Source organism: Streptomyces sp. NPDC048196 (assembly GCF_040652715.1).
GTDB classification, from domain to species: domain Bacteria; phylum Actinomycetota; class Actinomycetes; order Streptomycetales; family Streptomycetaceae; genus Streptomyces; species Streptomyces siderophoricus.
Genome location: NZ_JBEZMM010000066.1, coordinates 13,225 through 36,369, shown reverse-complemented (window position 1 = coordinate 36,369; position 23,145 = coordinate 13,225). Strand labels below are relative to the sequence as shown.

Genomic DNA, 23,145 nt, shown 5'->3' with positions numbered 1-23,145 from the left:
CGGGGCGGGCCCCCGCGCCCCCCCCCCCCCCCCCCCGGGGGGGGGGCGCAGCGAGCTAGTCCTTCGGTGCCGGTGCGCCCGTGCCCGGTGGGCACCTGCCGGGCGCGGGCAGGTGCCCAGCTGCCTGTGGTTCACCTGCTGGCGGGCGCGGGCGAGCAGGTGCGGTGTCGGACCCAGGCGGCGCCGGCTGCGATGGCGCCGATCATTCCGGCCAGCACGACGGGACGGTGAACACGATCCGGAAGTGCCCCATCACGTATAGCCAGAAGAAGCCGATCGCGACGCCCAGCGCAGCCGGTGCGCACGAGGATGACGGGAAGCGCCTTGGTCAGGGTCGGCATGGTCGCTTCGGGCGCGGGGGCGTGGTGGTACTGGAAAACGCCGCGCTCCGGGGCCCGCCGTACCGCCTGCGCCAGGAAGGCCAGCACCAATTCCGTCCCGCCGCGGAGGAAGACCCAGTGGCGGGCTGGCCAGCAACAGGGCGAGCGTCGGGACGAACGCCGCCTGGTAGAGGACCTCATCCCTGAACTCGATCGGGTTCCAGAACCACCCATGACCAGATTCGCCTTCCGAGCGAGCTGCTCCCGCCCGCATTTGCGTATGTGGGGCTGTGGCGCCCGCCACAGGCTGGTCATGGCCCGTGCTCTCAGGCATGCTTGGCCTTGTGGCGCAGGTGAGTTGGGCGAGGCTACCCAGGTGATCGATGCACTGAACTCGATTCTTGGTTGGTTGGTTTTCTTATCGATCTACGCGGTTTTCTTCGGGGCGGTTGCGCTCGGACCCGAGATAACGGGGTCGGACCGTTGGATACGCCGCCGCGTGCTCGACCCGCTAGGCACGCGGTATTACACATGGGCGCGTCGGCGGGCTGCACGTCGCCTTGACAGTGCTTACCGTCATTTGCCTCCGCATGTGGTGGGGGAGGGCGAGGGTCGCGGCGTCGTCACAGAGGCGGTCAACAGGTGGTACGAGTGTGCTCCTTTCGCTGCAGGCGCCCAGGCCGTCAGGCTGATGCTTTGGACATGGGGCCTGCTCAACGTTGGCTGGCTTGTCAGTCGTGCACGAGGCCTATGGAAGGAAGTTCTGGAGGCTTCGGCATTCGGAAATGCGAACTTTCTGGCATGGATGCGGGATGCGGGTGGCTGGCTGGGGGACAAGTCGACAGCGCTGCTGTCGCCCGCTTCTCCTCCCTGGGATAGGCCCCGTGAGAGCCTTACAGCTCTATTTGTGATTCTTCTGCTAATCATGATCTTGCGTGCGCTCCGTGCCGCAGCACCGGCCTTCGATCGAGTCCACGATTTTGGCACTCCAGGCCGATATCAGAGAATCAGCCCCAGGTTTGAGCTGATAGGTAGCTTTATCAATGTCCGTTTCGGGGATACGGCCCGGTACCGAGCCGTCGTGAGACTTCTTGCCTGCGCAGGGGCTGTCGGGCACGCTCGCGCCAGATATGACGCGTGGACCGGCGAAGCGCCTATGTTCGCGCCTCGGGTGAACCTTTCCGATGCCGAGCGGGTGATCTGGTCAGCCTGGCGAATGCGTCACTTTGAGGTGCGGCGGGCACGTCGACGTCAGCTCAAGGAGCATGCGGCGGATGTTGTCGGTGCCCTGCGGGCCGCCGAGGCGAGGCAAGATACGGATCCCGATATCCGTGTGGTCTTCGACGACCTTGCCAAGATGCTGCTAAAGGTGGCCGAACGGTATGCAGTGGGCCGCACTGCCGCTCTCCTCGACTCCGAGGATCTGACTGGCGTCACCAAAGCAGTGAACCGCGAATGGGTGCGGCTAGTGGCATTGGGTGTGGCGGTTGTCGGTGCAGCAGTGGGTGCTTCGCTACTTGGCCTACCGGACTCGGCGGCCAGCCCAATTATTGGCATCGTCGCTTTGGCTGCGGTCGGTCTGATCTACGGATCCAGGTTCTTGCCCTCAGACCTGGTCGACATCGTGCGTGGACAGAGCCGGAAATGAGGCGCCAGAACCGTAGCCGCACGCTAGATCATTCGTTGACTTTGTCCGCCGTCCGGCTGCGGAGCAAGGTCACCCATCGCGTCGGCTCCCGCACCACCGCCCTGGCCATGGTCTTCAGACTCGTCGAGTCAGCACAGCAGCGGTGGCCGGCCGTGAACGCACCCCACCTCGTCGCCCTCGCCCGCGCCGGAGCCCCCTTCGAACGCAGCCAGCTTGTCGAACACTCCGAGGCGGTTGCGACGTGAGCGCCCTCGCGGCTCATAGGCAGCCGTGGTCATCTGAGCGGGTGCCTTTCGAGTGGCATTCCGGACGGGGTTGGTTCACTGGTATTCACCGAGACCCCCGGGCTGGGTGGATACTTCCGCCCAGACCACTTTTCCGCCGTGCCGAGGCGGGTGGTAGTAGCCCCAGCGGCTGGCCATGGCTTCTGTCAGAAGCAATCCGCGTCCACATATGGCGTTGTTGTCCGCCAAGCGGCGTAATGGTGGACGAGGGGTGCAGTCGCTGACCAGGATGAGTACGCACGAACCCGTCAGGCGAAGCATGAGAGAGATCGTTCCGGCCATGCAGGAGACTGAGGGAGCGACTTCCGGTGCTGGGCAACCGTGCCGGACGGCGTTGGTCGTGAGTTCGGAGACGAGGAGTCGGGCTGTCTCGACAACTTCGCTTCTGAGCTGCCATCGGTGCAGGACGTCGACGGTATGGCGCCGGGCCCAGGAGACGGCGTTTGGCGTGGCTGCAAGGGTCAGATCGCTGGTCGGTTGATGGGCCTGTTTCATGGCGATGCCTCCCTCGGCGGGGGGTGGCTGAGCACGAGTGGGTACCGGTGCTGACCGCCCCTGTGTGGCAGTCCCAGGACAGAGAGGGCAGCCAGTGTCTGCCCAAGCCGGTCGGCTCGGCGGAGATCGCTACTTCGTGGCAATGACGTAGACGCTTCCCCAGCGGCGCTTCGGGTTGGCGATCGTGGGGTCGAAGGTCCACGGCTCTACGGTGGCGAAGCCTGCTTCGGTGAAGAGCTGGACGAGCTTCTCGTAGTCGTAGGCCCAGAGGTGCGGGGTGTACTTGGGGTCGTCGTCCTGGTCGCGGAAGACGAGGTTGACGAGGTCGAGCTGGGTGTTGATGTCGTTGCGGCAGTCGCGCTTGGCATACCAGCGCTCGATCATCTCGTTTGCGGGGTCCAGCGGCCCGGGGTACTGGCTGAGGGCGAAAGCGGCGTCGGGGACGCCGGTGATGATCTTGCCGCCCGGTGTGAGTGCGCGGCGAGCCTCGCGGACGTAGTTCTTGGCGGAGCGGGGGTAGTCGATGTGCTCCAGGAAGTGCTCGGAGAAGATCAGCTCAACGGTGTCGTCGTGCAGGGGGATGCCTTCGCGGACATCCCAGAGCAGGTCGGCCGGCGGGACGGCGTCGATGTTGAAGAAGTCCTCGATGCGGTGGGTCCCGCCGCCGATCTGGACCTTGGCGGGCTTTTGGTCGATGCGGCCGTCGGGCCAGGCCCGCTGGCTGGCGTGGTGATAGCGGTGGAGTTCGATCTCCCACGCCGCAGTGCGGAGTGCTCGGGCCAGGCCGTGGGTGGTGGAAGGGGCGCCCAGTAGGGCGTCGATCTGCTCGCCGAGGAGATCGACGGAGGGCATGCCGAAGAACTCATGGCGGGGCTCCTGGGGAAGAAGAGGTAGCAGAGCAGCTGTTGGTGAGGGCAGTGGGGGGTTACGCGGCGCTGGGCGCCGGGGCGGTCCACTGGTTGTTGCGCATGAGCGTGTACTTGATGTCCACCAGCCGCGGGGCGATGGTCAGAGAGAGCTGCTCGGCCGGGTGGAGGTGGCCGGCGTCGTCCTGTTCGGCGCGCCAGATGCGGTAGTCGAGGTTGGGGTAGGCGGGGTTGATGCCGATCTCGCCCTTGGGCATCGTGCCGTTGAACGGGGCGACGATGTCCATGTGATTCCAGTAGTTCCAGGCTTGCAGGGCCTTGTACTGGTCGAAGTAGAAGTAGAAGTCGGGGTAGCGGCCGAAGGTGCGCAGTTCCCGGTGGATGAGGTGGCCCAGCAGGGGGCCGAGCTGGGTGGAGAGAGCGTCGAATTCCCAGCGGGTGTGGTGCCAGGCTTCGGGGACCTCCCCGGGAGCGAAGAGCCGGGCTGCGATGAGGTGGCTGATGCGTTCGACCAGGTAGTCGGCCGCGTGGTTGATCTCGATGGTCGGTTCGACCTGGTGAATGAGGTCAGCCAGCTGGCTGGGCCGGGGGCGGAACCTCGCGAGGTCGAACTTGCCGGCCGTGTTCGGGTAGGAGGCGAAGAGCATCTCCTTGTAGAGCCAGTTGTTGAGCTCTCCGAGGTCGGCCAGGCGTCGCGTGTGCGGCGAGGTTGAGTGGAGCATCAGGTACTCCGCCAGCACCTCGAAGTACAGGTAGCCGAGGATCGGTAAGCGGGGGATGGTCTCGTCCAGCAGGCTGAGGAAGGGCCTGGGAGCGATGCGTGAGCCTCGGTAGGCCACGGCCGCCGCGGTGGCGAGGAAGGCGGCGGAGTTCTTCACCCTGGCCACGACGGTCTCGCGTAAGCGGTGGCGCTCGCCCTTGCTCAGCAGGTATTCGAGGTGGCAGTAGATCCGTAAGTGGATGAGGCCCAGCCGGAGGTAGTCCACTCCCGCCAGGCCCCGGTACGCCTGCGGTGGGGTGTTGATCTCGAAGATCAGCGGGGTGGATACGCGGTCGGTGACGCCGAGCTTGGCCAGGAAGGCCGGCGCCTCTTTGGTCAGGACGTACGCGGCCAGGTTGTGCATCCGCAGACCCCGGTCCGTAGCTGTGAGCGGGGCACAGTAGATGCTGCCGACGAGGCAGCCGCCGGACGGGTAGAGGACGCCTTGCTCGTTGATCTGTTCAAGGGCGTGGGTGACGTGGAGGAGGTGCAGCGTGCCGTTGCCGTTGAGGGCGTCGAAGAGGGAGTTCTGCCGCAGCAGGTGCCCGTTCGGTGTGGCGGCGAGCCGCTCGTCCCAGGCTGCCGACTGCTGGACCAGGGGGTCGTCCGTGTCGGCCGGGCTGGGGATGAGGGTGGTGTCGTAGAAGGCATGGGCGTCGGCCCAGAGGTGGTAGGCGTCGAGGAAGTCCATGGTCACGCCAGCTCCTTCTCCGCAAGCGCGTACAGGACGGCCGCCGGGCTGTGGACGCCGGCGAGGTGGGCCTTCTCGGAGATGCTCACGAGGTCGAAAGCGAGGCTGCGGAACGTGTCGAAGGCGGGCTCTTTGACGTGCTGGGCATTCGGCCACCACTTGGTCTTCGGCAGGCGGTAGCGGTCCAGGGCGTCGGCGGCCTTCACCACGTCGCAGATGATCTGGGTCCGCAGGTAGTCGGCCTGGTCGTCGGGGCTGAATGCGCCATAGGGCACGTCGTGCAATCGGATGGCGGTGGCGGCCCGTGTTACGCGGCGCGGTGTGGCCGTGAGATCAAAGCGGCCCCAGACGGTGTCCGCGTTGGCGGCGAGCCAGATCGCCGCGCGTTCCCCGTGGCCGCGGTCGTCCTTGTCGTGATGGCGCTGGCAGTCGTGGACGGCGGCGGCCACGATGGCGGTGGTGGTGTCGGCGTCGTCCAAGCCGTTCGCCTCGGCGAGGGTGGCGGCCAGTGCTGCGGTGCGCATGGCGTGCCGGACACCGTGGATCGAGTCGTACAGTCGGGGCTCGGCCATCCAGTCGCGCGGTAGTGCGGCTCGCCGCAGAAGGTACTGCGAGAGCTGTCGGAGGGCCGGATGCGGCGACGGCGGGAGATCTGGCCGGTTGGTGGTGATCCAGTCGATGGTGGCCCGGTCCATGTACTGGTGGAGTGGCAGCTGCCCTCGGGCAGCAAGATCGATCAGGCTTGCGGTCGTTGGGGTCGTGCTCATCAGTGCCCACCCCCTCGGTGGTCTCCGCGGTGACGTGCTCCTACCGGATGGGCGCGGCCTGTCGCTCGCGCTCCTTGCGTTCCTTCTCAGCGGCTTCGAAGGCGGCGGTGAACTCGGCCAGCTCCTGCTCGGTCATCAGGGTGACGCCCAGCTCATTGGCGACGTCCGTGATCCTGGCGGCCGCCTCGGCACGAGCGGCGTCCGGGGCGTCGTCGTCCAGCAGGACCCCGAATTCGGCGTGGTATCCCCATGCCTCGCTCCACTTGACTGCGATCTCGACACCGTCGAAGCGGAAGTTGTGCCGGAGATTGGACGCCTCGTGCATTGCTCCCTCGTACCCGAGAGCGTTGAACAGCTTCACTGCGGCATCCACGTCGGCCGGGGCGATGGCGAACTCGGTCTCCGCGAATGCGGCGCCCTGGCCGATCCTGCTTCCCTTGAGGGTGATCTTGGCGGTCCCGGCGGCCGTGTTGTCGGTGACCTTCAGCAACTGGTCCTGCAGTACGTAGAAGTAGATGTGCTTGTCGTCGAGGCCCAGGTCCTCGCCGTCCCTCTTCAGACGGTCGACGAGCTGATCACGGGCTTCCTTACCGAAGCGGGCACGCATCTCGATCTCGATGGGCATGGGGGTATCGCCTCCTGAATCAGGCATGACGGAGCCAGCCGGACCGGCGCCAAGGGGGTGGGTAGCCGGTTCGGGCGGCTGCTGCTTATGCGGTTGTGGGTCAGGGCGGGGCGGTGGGGCCGATATTCGGCCCGGCTCACCACCCCGCCGGATGGATCACTGGTCAGTCCAGGTCGCCGAAGCGTTCCCGGACGACGCCTTCGTGCAGGTAGGTCGGGAGCTGGACGCCCCCCACCGAGGTGCGGCTGGTGGCCACCTGGTCCTCGGTGTCGCTGGGGAAGCCCTCCAGGAGTCGCAGGCACTGCTGCACCCACTCACGGGACTTGGGCCGGTCCCCCAGGTCGCGATGGCGAACGGCCAGGGCGTACGCCGTCTCGGTGGCAGCCCACCGGTCTGTCGTCAGTTCGCGCTGGAAGACGGACTCCAGCTCCTCGGCGGAGGCCAGGCGGGACTGGATGGTCATGGTTTCCCCTCTGAAGTTAGGTCGTGCACTGGTGGTGCTCAACGCATCGGCGTCCCGACGGTGACGCTGTAACCCGCCGCTAGTAGGTGTAGATCTCCGCGAGGGTCTTGTAGTCGTGCAGCTCGTCCTTGTCGAACCACAGCTCAAGCTCCTGCTGCGCTTCCTCCTTGTTGCCGGAGGCGTGCACGAGGTTGGCCACGGCCTTGCCCGAGGCGATACTGCCGGCGGCGCTGTAGTGCGAGAAGTCGCCTCGCACCGTCCCCGCCGGCGCCTCGTTCGGGTACGTGCTGCCGACGATCTTCCGCACCGTGGCAATGGCGTCGAACCCTTCCAGCACCAGAGCGATGACCGGTCCCTGCTGCATGAACGTCGACGTGACGCGGTAGACCTCCGACCCCAGCCGCTCCTCCAGGTCGAAGTAGTGCCGCCGAGTGAACTCCTCGTCCATCCACTTCATCTTGGTGCCGACGATCTTCAGCGCGGCTTCCTCGAACCGGGTGATGATCCTCCCCGCCAGGCCACGCACGAGCGCATCGGGCTTGAGCAGGACGAGCGTGCGCTCAACGGGGTGTGCCTGATCCTCAGCCATGGATTCCCTTTCGGCTTGTATGCATGGGGATTGACGGCGCATCAGCCGTCAGGTAGCTGAGGTTACCGGCGCCCACTTGCTCGACCGGACGCTCGGACCGTCCCTCGGATGGCGGACACCGGAAGGCGGCACGATAGGGCTGAAAACAGAGACACGTTTCGGCCAAGTGCGTTGTCCCCACTACTCGTTGGGGTCGCTCACCTAGACTCTCCCTTCGGTCAACCGGCGCTCTGGAGCGCAGTCGGATTGGCCGCTCAGGGCGATACCTGCGGCTCACTCCGCCCTGGCAACCATCATTCTTCCGAGTCACCTACGGGACAGCCATGAACCGCCAGTGCAGCCGGAGTGCACCTTCAGTGCGCACGTTCCTGCACTGAGGGCGGCGGCGAAGGAGGGGGTAGACGTGGATGTGATCGAACTCTGGAATGGCCGCCACGCCTGCCTGCTGCAGTCCGCTCTGCGCCTCACCAATGAGCAGTTCGCGGCCCGGCTCGGTATTGCGGTGCGGACCGTGGCGGCCTGGCACGCTGACCCGGCCGTAGTGCCGCGCAAGGAGATGCAGCAGCTCCTCGACACCGTCCACGAGAAGGCCCCGCCCACAGCACGACAGCGGTTCGCGCTGCTGGTCTCCGGTGAACGGGGCCCGTCCGCGCCGGGCCCAGCAGGTGCGCAAGCCCTGCGCGTCGCGATCGCCGTGGTCATACGTGACAGCGAGGTGCTGCTGGTCTGCCGACGAGACGATGACGCAACGGGCCTCAGCTGGCAGTTCCCGGCAGGCGTCATCAAACCAGGCGCCAAGGCCGAGACGGCGACCTTGCGGGAAACGCTGGACGAGACCGGCGTGCACTGCTCGATCCGGCAGCATCTCGGAAACCGGCTCCACCCGGTGACCGGCGTCCTGTGCGAGTACTTCCTGTGCGAGTACCTCGCGGGCCAGGCCACCAACTCCGATGCCGTCGAGAACATCGACGTGATGTGGGTTCCCAGAAACGCGGTGACCCGTTTCATCCCCGTCGATACGATCTTCCCACCCGCGCTTGCCGTCCTGGAGGAGCAGACGTGACGCACCAGACAGCCGATGAGCGACCCGGCATTGCAGCGGCCATCATCGTGCACGAAGGACGCGTTCTGATGGTCCGGCGCCGGATCAGTGAGGGGAAGCTCTCCTGGCAGTTCCCGGCCGGCGAAGTCGAACCCGGCGAAACCCGCGAGGACGCCGCCGTGCGGGAGACCAAGGAGGAGACCGGACTGAACGTCTCTGCCGTCGAGCTGCTGGGCGAGCGCGTCCACCCGGCAACGGGCAGGCTGATGTCCTACACCGCCTGCGAAGTGGTCAGCGGCACCGCGCACGTCGCGGACGACGAGGAACTGGCCGAGCTTGCCTGGGTGGCCCACGGCGAGATCCCCGAGTACGTTCCGTACGGGCTGTTCGGGCCGGTGCAGGAGTACCTGGATGCAGCTCTCGCCGGCTAGTCGACGACGCTGGCCCCTGTGTACGGCCTGAGAGGCGACAAGGGAAAGCCGGATGTCCTCCTTCAGAACGAGCGGGAAGGACGTCAACCGTGCCCTGCTTGAACTGCATGACTTCTGCCAACAGCTCGGAGTGCCCGCGTGAGCGAACAGCCTGACCAGCAGACCAAGAAGCGCTTCCTGTACGTCGTCGTGTGCGCGGCCGGAATCGCCGGTGACGTTGGCAAGCTGATCTCGGCTGCCCAGGAGGCGCACTGGGACGTCGGCGTCATCGCCACCCCGCAGGGCCTCGGCTTCATAGACGCGAAGGCCATCGAAACCCAGACCGGCTATCCGATCCGCTCAGCCTGGCGCTCGCCCGGCGCCCCACGCCCGCTGCCCCCACCGGACGCGATCGCGGTGGCACCCGCCACTTTCAACACCATCAACAAGTGGGCTGCCGGGATCTCTGACACCCTCGCCGTGGGGATCTTGTGCGAGGCGTACGGCCTCGGCGTTCCCACGGCTGCCCTGCCGTACCTGAACACGGCCCAGGCCGCCCACCCCGCGTACGACCAGAGCCTGGATCGGCTGCGAGGGATGGGCGTCCTGTTCGGCTCGTACGAGCCTCACCGGCCGAAGGCCGGAGGCGGGGCGGAGCACTTCCGCTGGGAGGAGGCGCTTGAGCTGCTCACCCCGAAGGTGTTGGGGCGGGCGTGATGTCATCAGGTCGGCCGCTCAGCTGGCGAAACCGCCGTTGCTCTGCAGCAGCTGGGCGTTGACCCACTGGCCCTGCGGTGAGCACAGGAACTCGACCAGGTGAGCAGTGTCCTGCGGGGTCCCCAGGCGTCCCAGCGGGGTCTGACGCAGTACGTGGCCCCGGATGTCGTCGGACATCCATCCGGTGTCGACCGGTCCCGGGTTGATCACGTTGGCGGTGATTCCGAGGTGGGCCAGCTCGTGGGCAGCGGCAAGGGTGATGCGGTCGAGTGCGCCCTTGCTCGCCCCGTAGGGCAGGTTGCCGACGGTGTGATCGCTGGTGAGGCTGATCACGCGCCCGGTTCCCGGCGTCCCGTGGAAGCGACGGCCGTACTCACGGATCAGCAGCCAGGTGGCCCGCGCGTTGACCGCGAAGTGGCGGTCGAAGCTTTCCAGGGTGGTGTCGAGCAGGCCGGAGTCGACCGACTCGCAGTGGCACATCACCAAGGCGGTGATGCCGCCAAGGCGGCGCTCAGCCTCGTCAAAGACTCGCTCCGGGGCCCCAGGGTCGGCGAGGTCTGCCTCGATCGCCGCCGTGTCGGCGCCCCGTTCCGCCAGGGCATTGGCGATGGTGTCCGCGGCGTCGGCCTCGATACCCCACGCCATGCGCGCGTCGTACGGCGTCCAGTACGTGAAGGCGACGTTCCAGCCCGCCTCGGCCAACCGGCAGGCGATGCCCGCACCGATCCCGATGGAACGTCCGACACCGGTCACCAGCGCGACCGGCCTGACGGCATGGGACAGCGGCTTCTCATCAGCAGTCACAAGGCGCAATCGTTCAGCCTACTGAGTGGGGACGGCAACCCGATCGACTTGGATGCGGGCCCCGCCAGCGTGGAGAGGTGGGGAGGCGCCACCCGCCCTGGTGGACGGTGATCGAGCTGTCGGGTGTTCAGTGAGCCAGCGGCAGGAGGGCCCGGACGGACTTGCCGTGGGGCTGGATCTCGACGGTGACGTCGGCGGCCAGGTCCTGGACGAGGTACCAGCCGAACCCGCCTGGCTCAAAGGCATTGGTGTGCCGGAGTCGTGGCGGGTCGGTGCTGGCATCGGAGACGGTGACCATGATGCTGCCTGGGCCGGCTTCCAGTCGGAATCCGGTGACGCCGCGGGCGTGCCGCTCGGCGTTGGTCACCAGCTCGGACCCCACCAAGAGCACCGCCTCGGCTTCCGTCCTGTTGGACGCGCCCAGCGAGGCGAGGAAACCGCGGGTGACGTCGCGTGCCTGGGCTGCCGTGCGGATGTACCCCTGGTGGGCGGGGGAGGAGTGTTTGTCCTCCTCGGGTGGCTGCACCATGGGTCTCTCCAGCGTCCGGCTGTCTCGGACCAGTCGTCTGCCCGGAATACGCTTGATCATCCGGGTTCCGGACCGGAGTCACCGGTGGCGGGCAGGTGTTGCCCCGGGAGCGTGCTGCGAGTGGATCGGTGTGTCGTGGCCGGGCTGTGCCGGTCGTGCTGTCGCGGTCGTGCGGGCTTGGGCGGCTCGTGCTCGGTCGCTCGGGGCCTGCCTGGCGGCGAGGCGTTGGACGCGCCAGGTGAGGGTCCTGGCGGTGGAGCAGGCGTCGTCCAGGGTGCGTTGCCGGGCGGCGTGCTGAAGGAGCTGCTCGGGATCGTGTCCAGCGGTCTCGGCATCGGCCAGGACAGCGGCCAGAGGCGGCCAGGCGGGATCGTCGAGGACCTGCTGCGCGTAGTCGGGCACGATCACGAGGACCCGCTGGGCCTGCCGTTCCATGATGCGGACCGGTGGTGTGCGCTGGGCCAGGGCGGCCAGCGGCCCGGCGGCGGCCTGCTGGTAGGCGGCCTGGAGATGGGCCAGGGTCTGGTGGGCGGCGGCGACCTGCTGGTCGTGCTGGCGGGCCTGGTGCCAGCGGGCTGCGGCGATAACGACGAGGACGGCGATGTCGAGGAACATCGCCAGCCCGGACCCGTCGCCGGTGACCGGTGCGGTGCGCAGAGCCCGGAAGGCGCCGCGCAGGGCGCGGGCCTGGTTCTGCTGGGCGTAGATGCGGGAGCGGGTGGCGCGTTCGAACGCGGTGGCAGCCTGCTGCAGCTGTGGTCGTAGGTGGCTGGGGGCGAGTAGCGGCAGGGCGTCGATGGCTTCGCCGAAGGCCGCGATGTGGGCCTGGGCGACTTCATCGTCGCTGCGGTCGAGGCGGTGGGGGATGCGTTCGGCTGCGGCGGTGGCCTGGTGCCAGGGACTGGGCCTGCGCCGGACGGTGGGCTTGGTGGCGGTCGGGGCCTCGATGGCGGTGAGGCGTTCCGCGATCTTGGGGAAGGACAAGTCCGGAGCGAGTTTGGCGCCGGAGCACCAGACGGGCTCGCCTGCGGCGTTGGTGTCGCCTTCAACGGCGACCTTGTACCCACGTATGTCGCCGGAGGGGAAGTGCTGGACGTCGACGAGGACGCCCTTGACGCTATCGAGCAGGTGAAGGAAATCCTCCGGGCTGGTGGCGATGGACACCAACTGGCGGACGGTGGTGCGCAGACGCTCGCGTGAGGTGATACCCCGCCCCAGCCGCTCGGCCTTGAAGCGCTCGGCACTGCTGGGCCGCTTGGCGGCGGTGCCGTCGCCGGGGTTCAGGCGGCGCAGCCCGAATTCCTTCTCGATCTTGCGGCATTCGGCTTGAGCGCGGGTGGCGTCCTTGTGGTGGCGGGGGCGGGTGCGGTCGGCGCGGACGAGGGTGGCGACGATGTGGATGTGGTCGGGGGCGTGGCGGACGGCGATCCAGCGGCAGGCTTGGTCGTCGCCGTCGGGGGCGATGCCGGTCGCGTTGAGGACACGGCGGGCGACGGTGGCCCACTCCTCGTCGGTCAGGGTCCGGTCGCCGGGGGCGGTGCGGACGGGGCAGTGCCACACGTGCTTTTTGGGGGCCTTGTCGCCGAGGGCGTCGACCCATAGATCGAGGTCGGCGGCCAGTTCGCTGAAGGTGGCGTTGGGGTCGCGGCCGGGGTCGGGCAGGTGGGGGTCGTAGGCGGCGACGAGGTGGGGGTCGATGTGGGCTTCGATGTCGCTGGTTCGGTAGAGGTAGTGGAGCAGGCCGATGGTGCGGCTGCCGCGGGAGACGTCGGGGATCAAGGCGGTTCAGCTCACCAACTTCCGTGTGGCGGCACGGATCTCGGTGGCGGCGTCGGCTACGGCGTCGGCGGAGCGGGCGATGTGGAGGGCGTCGCCACCGGAGTTGAGGACCTTGGCGATCTGGTTGAGGTTGGTGCCGGCCCGGACGAGCTGGATGCGGGCGGCTTCCAGGCGGTCGAGGGCCTCGTCCTGGTCGAGGCGGGGACGGCCGTGGAGTTCGGCGTGGACGGCCTGCGCGATGAACCGGGCTTTGGAGATGCCCTTGGCGTCGGCGGCCTTCTGGATCTCGGCGGCCTCGTCTGCGCTGGCGCGGAAGGTCTGGCGCTCGGAACGCTGCTTGGGCTGGCGGGAGCGGCGCCGGCCCTGCTTCGTCCTCTGCTCGTGGCCGCCCTCGGCCACGAGCTGCTGGTCCTGCGCCCCCTGGCGCGGGGCATCCTCCGCCACCCCTGGGGCGAAGGCAAGCGCACTGGACCGGCCCTTGGACGGTCCAGTGCTACAGCTTGCTCCGCCTCCAGCCGAAGTGGCCCTGTGCGCCTCGTGGTGGGGATGGCCGCCTGGAAGTGGTCATGCATGAGCGTTCTTTCCGTGGTGTGTGGGTGTGAACAGGACTCGGTGCCGTCGAGGTGCTGTGGGCTACTGGCGCCAGTAGCTGGATGACGCTGCGGTAGCCCGAGGTCCGCAAGCCCGGACCTCGGCGTCCGGTCCACGGTCCGGCAGATCGACTGCGCGGTCCGCGGTCCGCGGTCCGCGGTCCGCAGCAGGAATGACGGCGCATCGCAGACGGTCCGCCGATCACCGCGACGGACCGAGCCTTCGGTCCGGACCGCCGTCCGCAGAGGTCGGTCCGCGGTCCGCGGGAGCACCGGTCCGCTGTCGGCGGACCAGCGGGCTGACCTGTTACTCCGTCTCGGTCCGCCGGACCGGTCTGCGGACCGGAAGGACTTGCGGACCGGGCTGGGCTCCGTGGTGGTCCGCGGAGTTGGGCGGCTGGTCCGCGGACCGGTGTTCGGGCAGTTCGGGGACCGGTCCGCAGGTGCCTCGGTTCGATTCGGTCCGCGATGTTGGTCCGCAGTCCGCAGTCCGCAGTCCGCAGTCCGGGTGTCGGGGAGCGCCGTCTGGTCCGCGGTCCGGACCAAATGGCTGGAGGGTGATTGGTCCGCAGCGTGGCGGACGGTTCGCTGAATGCTCGCTGCTCTGGTCCGCCGCTGAGCGCTACGCCCAGTGCCTTGCGGGCTGGGGCAGGCCGCCGGGTGCCTGCTCAGGTGATGACTGGAGAGGTCAGAGGCGCTCAGTGGCGATCTGGAGGCCGATGATCAGCTTGCTGGGGGTCGGTGTCGACCGTGCGCGGAAATGCGCTGACGAGCCGACACGGGGGCGACATGCGGGCTGTTCGAGTTGTGGGCGGAAGCGGTATCTCAGGAGGCGGGCGGCGTAGCGACGAGAGTGTGGTGGCCAGTCGGCGGGGCTCGCGGCCAACACCGTAACCGAAGATTCCGGATTGGCCATGGCCGCGGCGAGAGTGATCGGTCCGAGACCGGTGGAGAGTTCGTCGGCGAAGCGACTACCCCCGGTGCGTGACCTCGATCGGCCTCCAGCCAGGGTCGCGGAGGCGCGGCGCACCGCGCCCCGAAAGGAAGATCCAGGATCCAAGATCCTAGATCCAGACGACGAGCCCTCGACGAGCCCTCGTCAAAAATTGACGAGGGCTCGTCGAATGCCGTCTGACCTGCAGTTTTCCGTTGAGGGGTGGTGGGGCCCGCAAACCTCGGCGGAGAGTGATGGTTCCAAGGGCGTGTTGATGGCAGGCCCCTCCTTCGAGCCGTCGAACTACCACAAAGCGGATTGCGGGAGGACTCGCCGAAGGCTCGTCGAGCCCTCGTCGAATACTCGCGAGGGCTCGACGAACCTTCAGCGAGTCTTCGTCGACTGCCCGGCAGCAACGTCGACGACCGGTGCCAGGAGCCGCCTGTAGCAGGGGATCCCGGAATTCCGAAATCCGGGTTTCTCCTGACGATGGAACAGGTCCGCACCCTGCTGCACGTGGTGGCGCAGTCCGTGCGGACGTGGGGGGACCAGTGCCGTGTGCTCAAGCGGAAAGGAGTTCGGACGAGGCGCGTGCTGAGTCCCCCTGCGACCAGGCGAAGAACCAACCCTGGCGAATCGTCTCCCCCTACAACGGCGTGCGTGTCGCGCTCCCTGCGCCCCACGTCGAGTGAGGAACCCATGTACCGATCTGCGATGCCCCCTGCCCTTGTCATGCCTGCCTGCCCCGGCCTGTCCGCCGGCTGTGTCGTGAGGGAGGCATCGGCTTGACCCGCAACCCCCGCCGCCCGAACGACAAGCTGACCGTCGACGAGTTCTGCAGCGAACTGCGCATCTCGCGCTCGACCTTCTACGAGTGGCGGCAGAAAGGCCAGGCTCCGCACTGCATACGGATCCCGAACGGTGCCCTGCGCATTCGGCGCAGCGACATCGAGAACTGGCTGACGGACTGCGAGAGCCGCGCGTGACAGACCGGTCCTTCAAGGTCCGCTTCTACGACACGGAGGTCTACAAGGGAAAGCGCGGCACCACCCACACCGTCCGCTGGTCCGTCAACGGCAAGCGCCGCGGCGAGACCTTCAAGACCAGCGCCCTCGCGGAGTCCTTCCGCGCAACGCTGCTCGTTGCTGCGAACAACGGCGAACCCTTCGACCTGGCGACCGGACGCCCGGTCTCCCATGCCTCGCCCACGGCCGAGATCACCTGGTACGAATTCGCCCTCCAGTACGTCGACATGAAGTGGCCCCGCATCTCGGCGAACAACCGCAAGAGCACAGCCAAGGTCCTGACGAAGATCACTCTCGCCCTGCTGCATGCCCAGCCGACGCACTTCGACCCTGTCGAGGTCCGCACGGCCCTGCGCGAGTACGCGTTCAACAAGAACCGACGCGACGAGGCCCCTCCCGAGATACGCACGATCCTGTCCTGGATCCGACGCAACTCCCTACCGATGCGCGCTTGGGAGGACCTCAAGCACGTCGACCACGTCATGCTCGCGCTTGGCACCCGGTTGGACGGGTCACGGACTGCCGCCAGCTCCGTCAACCGCGACCGGCGCATCACGAACGTGGTCCTGAAGCAGGCCATCCGGCAGAGGCTCCTCAGGACCAACCCGCTGCCCAAGGGGAAGGACGAGAACGCCGCACCCAAGGCAGCCGGGGCCGTGGACAAGCGGTCGCTCCTCCACCCGGCCAGGTCGCCGGCCTCCTGGCCTGGATCGGTGACCGCCCCCGCACCGGCTACCGCCTCCGCGCGTTCTTCGCCACCCTCTACTACGCGGGCCTGCGTCCGGAGGAAGCCGTCGCCCTGCGGGTCGATGCCGCGACGCTGCCGGCGACCGGGTGGGGAGAGCTCCTGATCCACACCGCCGAGCCCGAGGTCGGCCGTAACTGGACCGATGACCGAGAAGTCCATGAGACCCGTGACCTCAAAGGGCGAGCCGTCGGTGACACCCGGCCTGTCCCTGCGCATCCCGCCCTTGTCGCGATCCTGCGAGATCTGATCGAGGAGGACGGCCTCCGGCCCGGCGATCTGCTCTTCCCCGGGGAGAAGGGCGGGCTGCTCACTGGATCGGTGTTCCGGCGGGTCTGGCGCAAGGCCCGCAAGGCCGTCCTCGACGAGCACGAGTACAGCTCGCCCGTCGGCAAGCGTGTGTACGACCTGCGCCACACCTGCCTGACGACGTGGCTCAACAACGGTGTCCCGCCGGCCCAGGTCGCCGCCTGGGCGGGCAACAGTGTCCCCGTCCTCCTGGCGACCTACACACGATGCATCACCGGGCAGCTGACCGAACTCCAGGGACGGATCGAAGGACCTCAGCAGCTGCCGGAGGTTCCCGCAGCCGCCGAGGGACCGTCGGAAAACTTCGGGAAGTTTTCGGGAAGAACACCCGCCGAGAGCCGTTCAAAACCGGTGTCAGTCGGACTGGCGCCCGCGCCGCCGGGAGCCGTTCCGGCCCTGCCGCAGGCGGCGCGCCGCATCCGTTAAACCGCCTCTGACCTGCAAGAAAGCCCTCCGCAGGGGAGGGCAGTAGAACGGGAGGGGAAGAGCGCCCCCGGCAGGACTCGAACCTGCGGCCAAGTGCTTAGAAGGCACCTGCTCTATCCACTGAGCTACGGGGGCCGGTGTGGGCGTGGATCACGGACCGCGGACCAGGATAGAGGCCCGGGTACCTCGTCCCGGTTGCTTCACCTCCGTGGCACGTTGTGGAGGTTCGGTGAAGCGGTCCCGATAATCGCAGGCAGGTACGAATCCTGCACCGCTTTTGACGCGCGGCGTGGCGGGTGTTGTGCACTCGTTATGCCTGCGTCTCAGTTGTCGCGGACGTCTCATGCGTCACTCGTCCCATTCTGTGGGGGTTCTTGCGGCGCGCACGAGGGGTTATACGCTTCAAAAAGCCAACGAAATTGGGCATTCTGCACATGTGGCGACCTTGGACGTACGACCCCGGCTGATCGACGCACTGTCCGTACTGCGCGACCGCGTTGAAGCCGCACGCTTTCCGCTGCCACTACGGGGCGCCGCCCGAGCCCGGTGCAATCGGGCCGAGCTGCTCGCCCAGCTCGACGACTATGTGATTCCCCGCCTCCGCTCGCCTCAGGCGCCGCTGCTGGCCGTGATCGGCGGCTCCACCGGGGCCGGCAAGTCCACCCTGGTGAATTCGCTGGTGGGGCGGCGGGTCTCGGAGGCCGGGGTGCTGCGTCCGACGACGCGTACGCCGGTGCTGGTGTGCCATCCCGACGATGTCCACTGGTTCTCCGGACGGCGGGTGCTGCCGCAGCTGACCCGGGTCTGGGGACCCGAGGAGGACGAGGGTGCGGACGGGGCTCATCCGGAACACGTGGATCACGCGGATCACGTGGATCCAGGGGGCCAGGGGGAGAGTGAGGAATATGGGGGGCACAGGGGGCACGGGGGCCGCGGGGGACACAGCGACGGGAGTGGCCCGGGTAAGAGGAGTGGCCCGGGTAAGAGGGGAGCAACCGGGGGCGGGGAGCCGTTCGCGGTGCGGATCGAGGTGGAGGCGGCCCTGCCCAGTGGGCTGGCGTTGCTGGATGCGCCGGACATCGATTCGCTCGTCGCCCGGAACCGCGAGCTGGCCGCGGAGCTGATCTGCGCCGCCGACGTATGGGTGCTGGTCACGACGGCCGCCCGGTACGCCGACGCGGTGCCCTGGCATCTGCTGCGCGCGGCGAAGGAGTACGACGTCACGCTGGTGACCGTGCTGGACCGGGTGCCGCACCAGATCGCCACCGACATCTCCGGGCGGTACGCGGAACTGCTGCAGCGCGCCGGCCTCGGCCACGTACCGCGGTTCACCATCCCCGAGCTTCCCGAGTCGGCCGGCGGCGGCAGCGGGTTGCTGCCCGCCACGGCGGTCGCCGGACTGCGCGAGTGGCTGGAACGGCACGCCCAGGACCCGGCCGCCCGTAGGGCCGCCGCGGACCGTACCGCCACCGGGGTGATCGCTTCGCTGCGCAGCCGGCTGCCCGCGCTGGCCGGGGCCGCCGCCGCTCAGCACGCCGCGGGGCTCCGGCTCGCCGGCCGGGTCGAGGAGGCGTACGAACGGGCCGCCGAACGCGTGCGGAGCGAAGTCGCCGCCGGTGAGGTGCTGGCCGGGGACGCCCGCGCCTACTGGCGCGACCACGGGACCGGCGGCCGGTCGGACGAGTTGCTCGACGCCCTGACGGACGGGTTGACCTCGTTGCTGACCTGCGCCGTGGAGGAGGCCGACGAGCGGGCCGCGGAAACCTGGCGGCGCGATCCCGCGGCCGCCGAACTTTTGTTGACGGCCTCCCCGGGAGCCTCCCCGGGAGCGCCCCCGGGAGCCTCCGAGGCGCCGGGTTTCGCGGAGGCTTCGGCGGCCTCGGAAACCGCGGGGGCGGCCGGCCGGCTGGGCGTGCTCGTGCGGCGCTGGCGGCGCTGTCTGGAGGAGCTGGCCGAGGAGGAGACCCGTGAGGCGCGTGAGGCCCGTGATGCGCGTGGTGGGCCGGCCGGTGAACGCGTCGCCCAGGTGGAGCCGGAGGAAGCGGCCGCCCTCCTGGCCGCCACGCTGCTCGGCGGCCGGCGCGCCCGTACGGCGGGCGAGAAACTCGCCGACCTCCTGGGCGCCCAGACCGCACTGCGGCTCCGCGACCGGGGCGGCCGGCTGCTGGCCACCTATCTGGCGCGGGCGCTCGACGGGGAGCGCGAGCGGCGGCTGGCGCCGCTGGACCGGCTGACCGTACCGCCGGACCAGCAGGCCGAGCTGATCGCCGCGTTGTCCGTATTGCAGCGCGAGCGGCAGCAGGGGCAGGAGCAGGAGCTTCAACATCAGCGGGAGAGGGCGGCAGCAGGTGGTGTACGGGTCGAGGGCGTAGTGGCAGGAGCAGCGGCGGCGGACGCAGTAGTGGTCGAGCGGGAGAAGGCGGAGGTGTCGGGGTGAACGGTTCCGGAACGGCGGATTCGGGTGTGGGGGAGGGGACGCCCGCGAGTACGGGTTCGGGCGGGGGCACCGGGGCGGGGGAGGGCGATGCGGAGAGAGTCGCCGCCGCGGCGAGAGAGGGTGCCGTGGCGAGAGCCGGCGACGCCGGGACGGCCGGTGGCGTGGCGACCGGTGACGTGCCGGGAACGCGTGATGCGGAGAGCGGCGCGGCCGGATGTGGCGAGTCCTGGAGCGGGCAGCCGGGGAGCGCGCGTACGGCGGCGGGGGGACCGGGGCCGGGCGGGGCGTGGGATGACGGGTTGATCGCGCGGAGGGTGCCGGAAGGCGGTGTTCCGCGACCGGGCGTGCGCCGGGGGACGGGCGGGGCGCGGATCGAGCCACGGGTCGAGCCACGGGTCGAGTCACGGGGCGAGCCGCAGGCCGGTGCGGCGGAGGGCGCTTCGGGCGCCGGTGCCGAGGAAGCGGGTGGTGGGTCATGCGTCGGGGCATATCCCGGGGCCTACGCCGAGGTCTACGCCGAAGCGCACGCCGGGACATACGGAGGGTCGTCCGGCGAGCCGGGTGGCGCGCCGCGCGCCGTTTCGGGTGGCGAGTCGGGTACCGCGTCTTCTGGCGCTGGCCCTACCGCGTCCTGTGGCCCTACCCCTACCGGGGCATACGGAGCCGGCCGTGCCGCTTCGTCCGGCGACGGACGGTCCGATTCGTTCGCCGCCGGACGTTCCGGTTCGTTCGGAGAGGCGCGGGGCGGGTCGTCCGGCGAGGGGCGGGACGGATCGTTCGGTGAGGGGCGCCTGGGGTCGTTTGCCGCGGCGTCCAGCGGCGCCTCGTACGGAAGGCCGTACGAGGGGCAGCGCCGCGCCGCGCAGCCGTATGACGGGTCGTTCGACGAGCTGGGTAGCGGGCCGTACGACGAGCCTTGTGGTGGGTCGCCGCAGGAGTCGCCCGCGGAGGCCATGGTGCAGCCGCGTCCACCGGTGGAGGGCTATCGGTGGGTCGCGGACGGGGGCCGGCGGGCGCCGGGGGGCGGGTTGCGGGCGCGGCTGGAGGCGTTGCGGGAGCTGATCGCGCTGTCGCGGTCACGGCTGGACGGGCGGACGTTGGCGGCGGCCGGGCGGGTGCTGGAGGCCGCGGACGAGCGGTACCGGCTGTCCGGCGAGCACACCGTGGTTGCCATCGCCGGAGCCACCGGCAGTGGGAAGTCGTCGCTGTTCAACGCGCTGGCCGGGGCGAACCGTTCACAGGTCGGGCCGCGGCGGCCGACCACCGCCGAGCCGGTGGCGTGTGTCTGGCCCGGCGGCAGACCGGGCGCCGAGGGGCTGCTGCGGCGGCTCGGGGTGCCCGCGCACCGTCGGCACATCGCCGCGGACAACAGTCCCGAACTGCGCGGACTCATCCTGATCGACCTGCCCGACCACGACTCCTCGGCGACCGAACACCGCGCCCAGGTGGACCGGATGCTGGAGCTGGTGGACGCGGTGATCTGGGTGGTCGACCCGGAGAAGTACGCGGACGCGGTGCTGCACGAGCGCTATCTGCGGCCGTTGGCGGGCTATGCCGAGGTGATGTTCGTCGTCCTCAACCAGGTGGACCGGCTGCCCGGCGAGGCCGCCGACCAGGTGGTGGACGATCTGCGCCGGCTCCTCGATGAGGACGGCCTGGCGCTCGGCGAACACGGGGAGCCGGGCGCGGCGGTGCTCGCCCTCTCGGCGGCGACCGGCAAGGGCGTGCCGGAACTACGGGAGTCACTGGGCCAGTTCGTCGCCGAACGGGGCGCGGCGGACCGGCGGCTGGTGGCGGACGTGGATGCGGCGGCCGAACGGCTGCGGTCGGTCTACGTGGCCCGGAACCAGGTCGGACTGACCGAAGGGGCCCGCGAGGAGTTCGCCGACCGGTTGGCCGAGGCGGTCGGCGCGGTCGCCACCGGGCGGGCGGCGGAACGCGACTGGCTCCGGTACGCCGAACGGGCCTGCGGGTCCCCCTGGGCACGGATGCGGGGCCGCCGGTCCCGCGGCGCACGGCCGGCCCAGGGGCCGGGAGGCGCAACGACCGGGACAGGGCATGCCACGACCGGCGTGGGACGAGAAACGACCGGGGCGGGGCACGCCACGACCGGTGGGGGACGCGGAACCACCGGGGTGCGCACGCCGGGGCCGACGGGTGCTCAGCAGGACACGGCCGCCGGGGATACGAGCCGCACGGGCGCGACCGGACCTTCTCTGGTGGGGCGGCAGGTGACGGCGGGACACCGACGGACGTCCGGGGCCTGGGGCGGCGACGGGACGGGAGATCCGGTGGTGGTCCGGGCGGCGGCCCGGCCGGTGGTGGAGCAGGCCGTACGCGGCGTGGCCGCGGAGGCGGCGCACGGGCTGCCGGCGCCCTGGGCGCAGGCGGTGCGTGAGGCCGCGGACCGGGGTGCGTACGGGCTGCCGGAGGCGCTGGACAAGGTGGCGGCCGATGCCGAGGAGGCACTACGGGGCGGGCCGGCCGTCAAGCCGCGGTGGTGCACGGTGGCGGCCACGCTGCAGGGGATGCTGTCCGCCCTGCAACTCGTCGGCGTGCTCTGGCTGGTGGCGGCGCTGACCGGTCTGGTCGATGCCTCGACCTGGGTCTCCGGGCTGCTGCCCGCGGTCATCGGGTCGGTGGGCGGCCCGGCACTGGCGTGGCTGTGCCGGGTGGTGGCACGCGGTCCGGCGCGGCGGTACGGGCAGGACGCCGAGCGGCGGCTGCGGAGCGCGGCGGCGGCCTGCGGCCGGGGGCGGGTGCTGGAGCCGGTCGCCGCCGAGCTGCTGCGCTACCGCGAGGTGCGGGAGCAGTACGCGGTGGCGTCGGGGGCCTGAAGGGCGGACGTCGGGGGGCTGGGGCGGTGCGCCCCAGCCCCCCTTGCGGGTGGCCGAGTTGTCCACAGTCGGCAGATTGTCCACAGGCCCCGGCGGGGCTTGCCGGATCCGTGCAGCATGAGGTCGACGCAGCGCGAGCGACCCGGCGAGCGCACAGGAGACGGGGGAGTGGATTTCCGTGAACGAGACGATGGTGACGCTGGTGGGCAACGCCGCGACGGCGGTGGAGCACCGGCAGACGACCGCGGGCGTGACGGTGGCGCGGTTCCGGCTCGCGGCGACGTCCCGGCGGTGGGACAAGGCGCAGGAGCGGTGGGCCGACGGGGAGACGAGTTTCTACACGGTCCGCTCGTGGCGCGGCCTGGCCGACAACGTCGCGGCCTCGGTGGCGGTGGGCGAACCTTTGGTGGTGCAGGGCCGGTTGCGCCTGCGGGAGGGGGAGCAGCCACCGGAGAAGGGCGGGCAGCGCTGGTTCTCCGCCGAGGTCGACGCCGTCGCGATCGGACACGACCTGTCGCGCGGTACGGCGGCCTTCCGCAGAGTCACCCGTGTGAGCCGTATGCGCGCAACGGACCCCGACCCGGGCCCGGAGCCGGAGCCGAGCCCGCGCTTGGACCCGGACGCGGGACCAACCACCACCGCTCAATCGCAGGCAAACGCAGGGAGGTTGGCGACGCCGCCTGGCGGGAGGTCGGAGGGCGGTGTCGGCAAGGGAGCCACAGGGGCGGCTGCCGAGTGGGCCACCGAGCCGGTCGCCGACGCAGTCACCGAGCCGGTCACCGAGGCGGCCGGCGCGCCAGTCACCGAGCCAGTCACCAGGCCAGTCACGGTGGGGAATTCGCCCCAGAAGGCCGCAGTGCCCTGAAACGTTCCGGGGATTTGTCGATAATGCCAGGTCAGGGTGCCTGTGTTCGGTAACGATTGCGATTCGGATCGCTTATGGGATGCCATTACTGGGGACCCTGATGCGCCTGCTCCATAAGATCCGACGAGTACTCACGGGGGCTCACGGGGGCTGACGTTCGGCTTTTGAGTTCTTTGGATCTTTCCGGC

21 protein-coding genes, 1 tRNA gene and 1 pseudogene are annotated in these 23,145 nt (G+C 69.4%); 11 read left to right on the top strand and 12 right to left on the bottom strand.

What is annotated here, in order from left to right:
• Positions 1-696 precede the first annotated feature (696 nt).
• On the top strand, positions 697-1,968 hold the full coding sequence (locus AB0E02_RS35405; protein WP_362147574.1) for a hypothetical protein: 1,272 nt from the start codon (positions 697-699) through the stop codon (positions 1,966-1,968).
• Positions 1,969-2,006: 38 nt separating this feature from the next.
• Positions 2,007-2,213 (top strand): annotated as a pseudogene (locus AB0E02_RS35400) (IS256 family transposase); the annotation flags it as partial.
• Positions 2,214-2,288: 75 nt separating this feature from the next.
• Here AB0E02_RS35400 and AB0E02_RS35395 read toward each other — a convergent pair.
• From AB0E02_RS35395 to AB0E02_RS35365, 7 genes are all read right to left on the bottom strand, one after another.
• A complete protein-coding gene (locus AB0E02_RS35395) occupies positions 2,289-2,747 on the bottom strand; it encodes an ATP-binding protein (RefSeq protein WP_362147571.1) in 459 nt (152 codons plus the stop codon).
• 129 nt (positions 2,748-2,876) lie between these two features.
• Complete coding sequence (locus AB0E02_RS35390) at positions 2,877-3,599, bottom strand: methyltransferase domain-containing protein (RefSeq protein WP_362147568.1); 723 nt, start codon at positions 3,597-3,599, stop codon at positions 2,877-2,879.
• Positions 3,600-3,672: 73 nt separating this feature from the next.
• Positions 3,673-5,064, bottom strand: a complete 1,392-nt coding sequence (locus AB0E02_RS35385) for a hypothetical protein (RefSeq protein WP_362147585.1) — start codon at positions 5,062-5,064, stop codon at positions 3,673-3,675.
• Between the two features lie 2 nt (positions 5,065-5,066).
• Positions 5,067-5,831 (bottom strand): hypothetical protein, encoded by a 765-nt coding sequence (locus AB0E02_RS35380; RefSeq protein WP_362147565.1) that lies wholly within the window; start codon positions 5,829-5,831, stop codon positions 5,067-5,069.
• A 40-nt stretch (positions 5,832-5,871) separates the two neighbouring features.
• Positions 5,872-6,456 (bottom strand): hypothetical protein, encoded by a 585-nt coding sequence (locus tag AB0E02_RS35375; protein WP_362147562.1) that lies wholly within the window; start codon positions 6,454-6,456, stop codon positions 5,872-5,874.
• A 163-nt stretch (positions 6,457-6,619) separates the two neighbouring features.
• On the bottom strand, positions 6,620-6,919 hold the full coding sequence (locus tag AB0E02_RS35370) for a hypothetical protein (protein ID WP_362147559.1): 300 nt from the start codon (positions 6,917-6,919) through the stop codon (positions 6,620-6,622).
• 79 nt (positions 6,920-6,998) lie between these two features.
• Positions 6,999-7,508: a nucleoside-diphosphate kinase gene (locus tag AB0E02_RS35365; protein WP_362147556.1), complete on the bottom strand. Its 510-nt coding sequence runs from the start codon at positions 7,506-7,508 to the stop codon at positions 6,999-7,001.
• 403 nt (positions 7,509-7,911) lie between these two features.
• Between AB0E02_RS35365 and AB0E02_RS35360 the strand changes: the two genes are divergently transcribed.
• The 3 genes from AB0E02_RS35360 to AB0E02_RS35350 all read left to right on the top strand — a co-directional run bounded on the left by AB0E02_RS35360 (position 7,912) and on the right by AB0E02_RS35350 (position 9,677).
• Entirely contained in the window at positions 7,912-8,571 is a 660-nt protein-coding gene (locus AB0E02_RS35360; RefSeq protein WP_362147582.1) for an NUDIX hydrolase, read from the top strand.
• Complete coding sequence (locus tag AB0E02_RS35355; protein WP_362147553.1) at positions 8,568-8,981, top strand: NUDIX hydrolase; 414 nt, start codon at positions 8,568-8,570, stop codon at positions 8,979-8,981. Before AB0E02_RS35360 ends, AB0E02_RS35355 begins: the two co-directional genes overlap by 4 nt.
• Positions 8,982-9,119: 138 nt before the next feature.
• Complete coding sequence (locus AB0E02_RS35350; protein ID WP_362147549.1) at positions 9,120-9,677, top strand: flavoprotein; 558 nt, start codon at positions 9,120-9,122, stop codon at positions 9,675-9,677.
• A gap of 18 nt (positions 9,678-9,695) precedes the next feature.
• Here the strand turns inward: AB0E02_RS35350 and AB0E02_RS35345 are convergent, their stop codons facing one another.
• The 4 genes from AB0E02_RS35345 to mobC form a co-directional block, all read right to left on the bottom strand.
• On the bottom strand, positions 9,696-10,481 hold the full coding sequence (locus AB0E02_RS35345) for an SDR family oxidoreductase (protein ID WP_362147546.1): 786 nt from the start codon (positions 10,479-10,481) through the stop codon (positions 9,696-9,698).
• 127 nt (positions 10,482-10,608) lie between these two features.
• Positions 10,609-11,010, bottom strand: coding sequence for an ATP-binding protein (locus AB0E02_RS35340; RefSeq protein ID WP_362147543.1), 402 nt, complete (start codon positions 11,008-11,010; stop codon positions 10,609-10,611).
• Between the two features lie 78 nt (positions 11,011-11,088).
• Entirely contained in the window at positions 11,089-12,789 is a 1,701-nt protein-coding gene (locus AB0E02_RS35335) for a mobilization protein (protein ID WP_362147540.1), read from the bottom strand.
• Between the two features lie 6 nt (positions 12,790-12,795).
• On the bottom strand, positions 12,796-13,233 hold the full coding sequence (gene mobC / locus AB0E02_RS35330) for a plasmid mobilization relaxosome protein MobC (protein WP_362147537.1): 438 nt from the start codon (positions 13,231-13,233) through the stop codon (positions 12,796-12,798).
• A 1,865-nt stretch (positions 13,234-15,098) separates the two neighbouring features.
• Between mobC and AB0E02_RS35325 the strand changes: the two genes are divergently transcribed.
• The 3 genes from AB0E02_RS35325 to AB0E02_RS35315 are packed head-to-tail and all read left to right on the top strand — an operon-like array spanning position 15,099 to position 16,818.
• Positions 15,099-15,299: a helix-turn-helix domain-containing protein gene (locus AB0E02_RS35325; RefSeq protein ID WP_362147534.1), complete on the top strand. Its 201-nt coding sequence runs from the start codon at positions 15,099-15,101 to the stop codon at positions 15,297-15,299.
• Positions 15,296-16,189 (top strand): hypothetical protein, encoded by an 894-nt coding sequence (locus tag AB0E02_RS35320; RefSeq protein WP_362147588.1) that lies wholly within the window; start codon positions 15,296-15,298, stop codon positions 16,187-16,189. The genes AB0E02_RS35325 and AB0E02_RS35320 overlap by 4 nt, the downstream gene beginning before the upstream one ends.
• The gene (locus tag AB0E02_RS35315) at positions 16,114-16,818 is read left to right on the top strand and encodes a hypothetical protein (RefSeq protein WP_362147580.1); all 705 of its coding nucleotides are present in this window, start codon (positions 16,114-16,116) and stop codon (positions 16,816-16,818) included. The genes AB0E02_RS35320 and AB0E02_RS35315 overlap by 76 nt, the downstream gene beginning before the upstream one ends.
• Before the next feature lie 62 nt (positions 16,819-16,880).
• On the opposite strand, the gene AB0E02_RS35310 is transcribed toward AB0E02_RS35315, so the two are convergent.
• Positions 16,881-16,953, bottom strand: a tRNA-Arg gene (locus AB0E02_RS35310).
• A gap of 310 nt (positions 16,954-17,263) precedes the next feature.
• On the opposite strand from AB0E02_RS35310, the gene AB0E02_RS35305 reads away from it, so the two are divergent.
• The 3 genes from AB0E02_RS35305 to AB0E02_RS35295 all read left to right on the top strand — a co-directional run bounded on the left by AB0E02_RS35305 (position 17,264) and on the right by AB0E02_RS35295 (position 22,957).
• Positions 17,264-19,255 (top strand): dynamin family protein, encoded by a 1,992-nt coding sequence (locus AB0E02_RS35305; RefSeq protein ID WP_362147577.1) that lies wholly within the window; start codon positions 17,264-17,266, stop codon positions 19,253-19,255.
• Between the two features lie 953 nt (positions 19,256-20,208).
• Positions 20,209-22,092 (top strand): GTPase, encoded by a 1,884-nt coding sequence (locus AB0E02_RS35300; protein ID WP_362147530.1) that lies wholly within the window; start codon positions 20,209-20,211, stop codon positions 22,090-22,092.
• A 178-nt stretch (positions 22,093-22,270) separates the two neighbouring features.
• Entirely contained in the window at positions 22,271-22,957 is a 687-nt protein-coding gene (locus tag AB0E02_RS35295; RefSeq protein WP_362147528.1) for a single-stranded DNA-binding protein, read from the top strand.
• Positions 22,958-23,145: the final 188 nt, after the last annotated feature.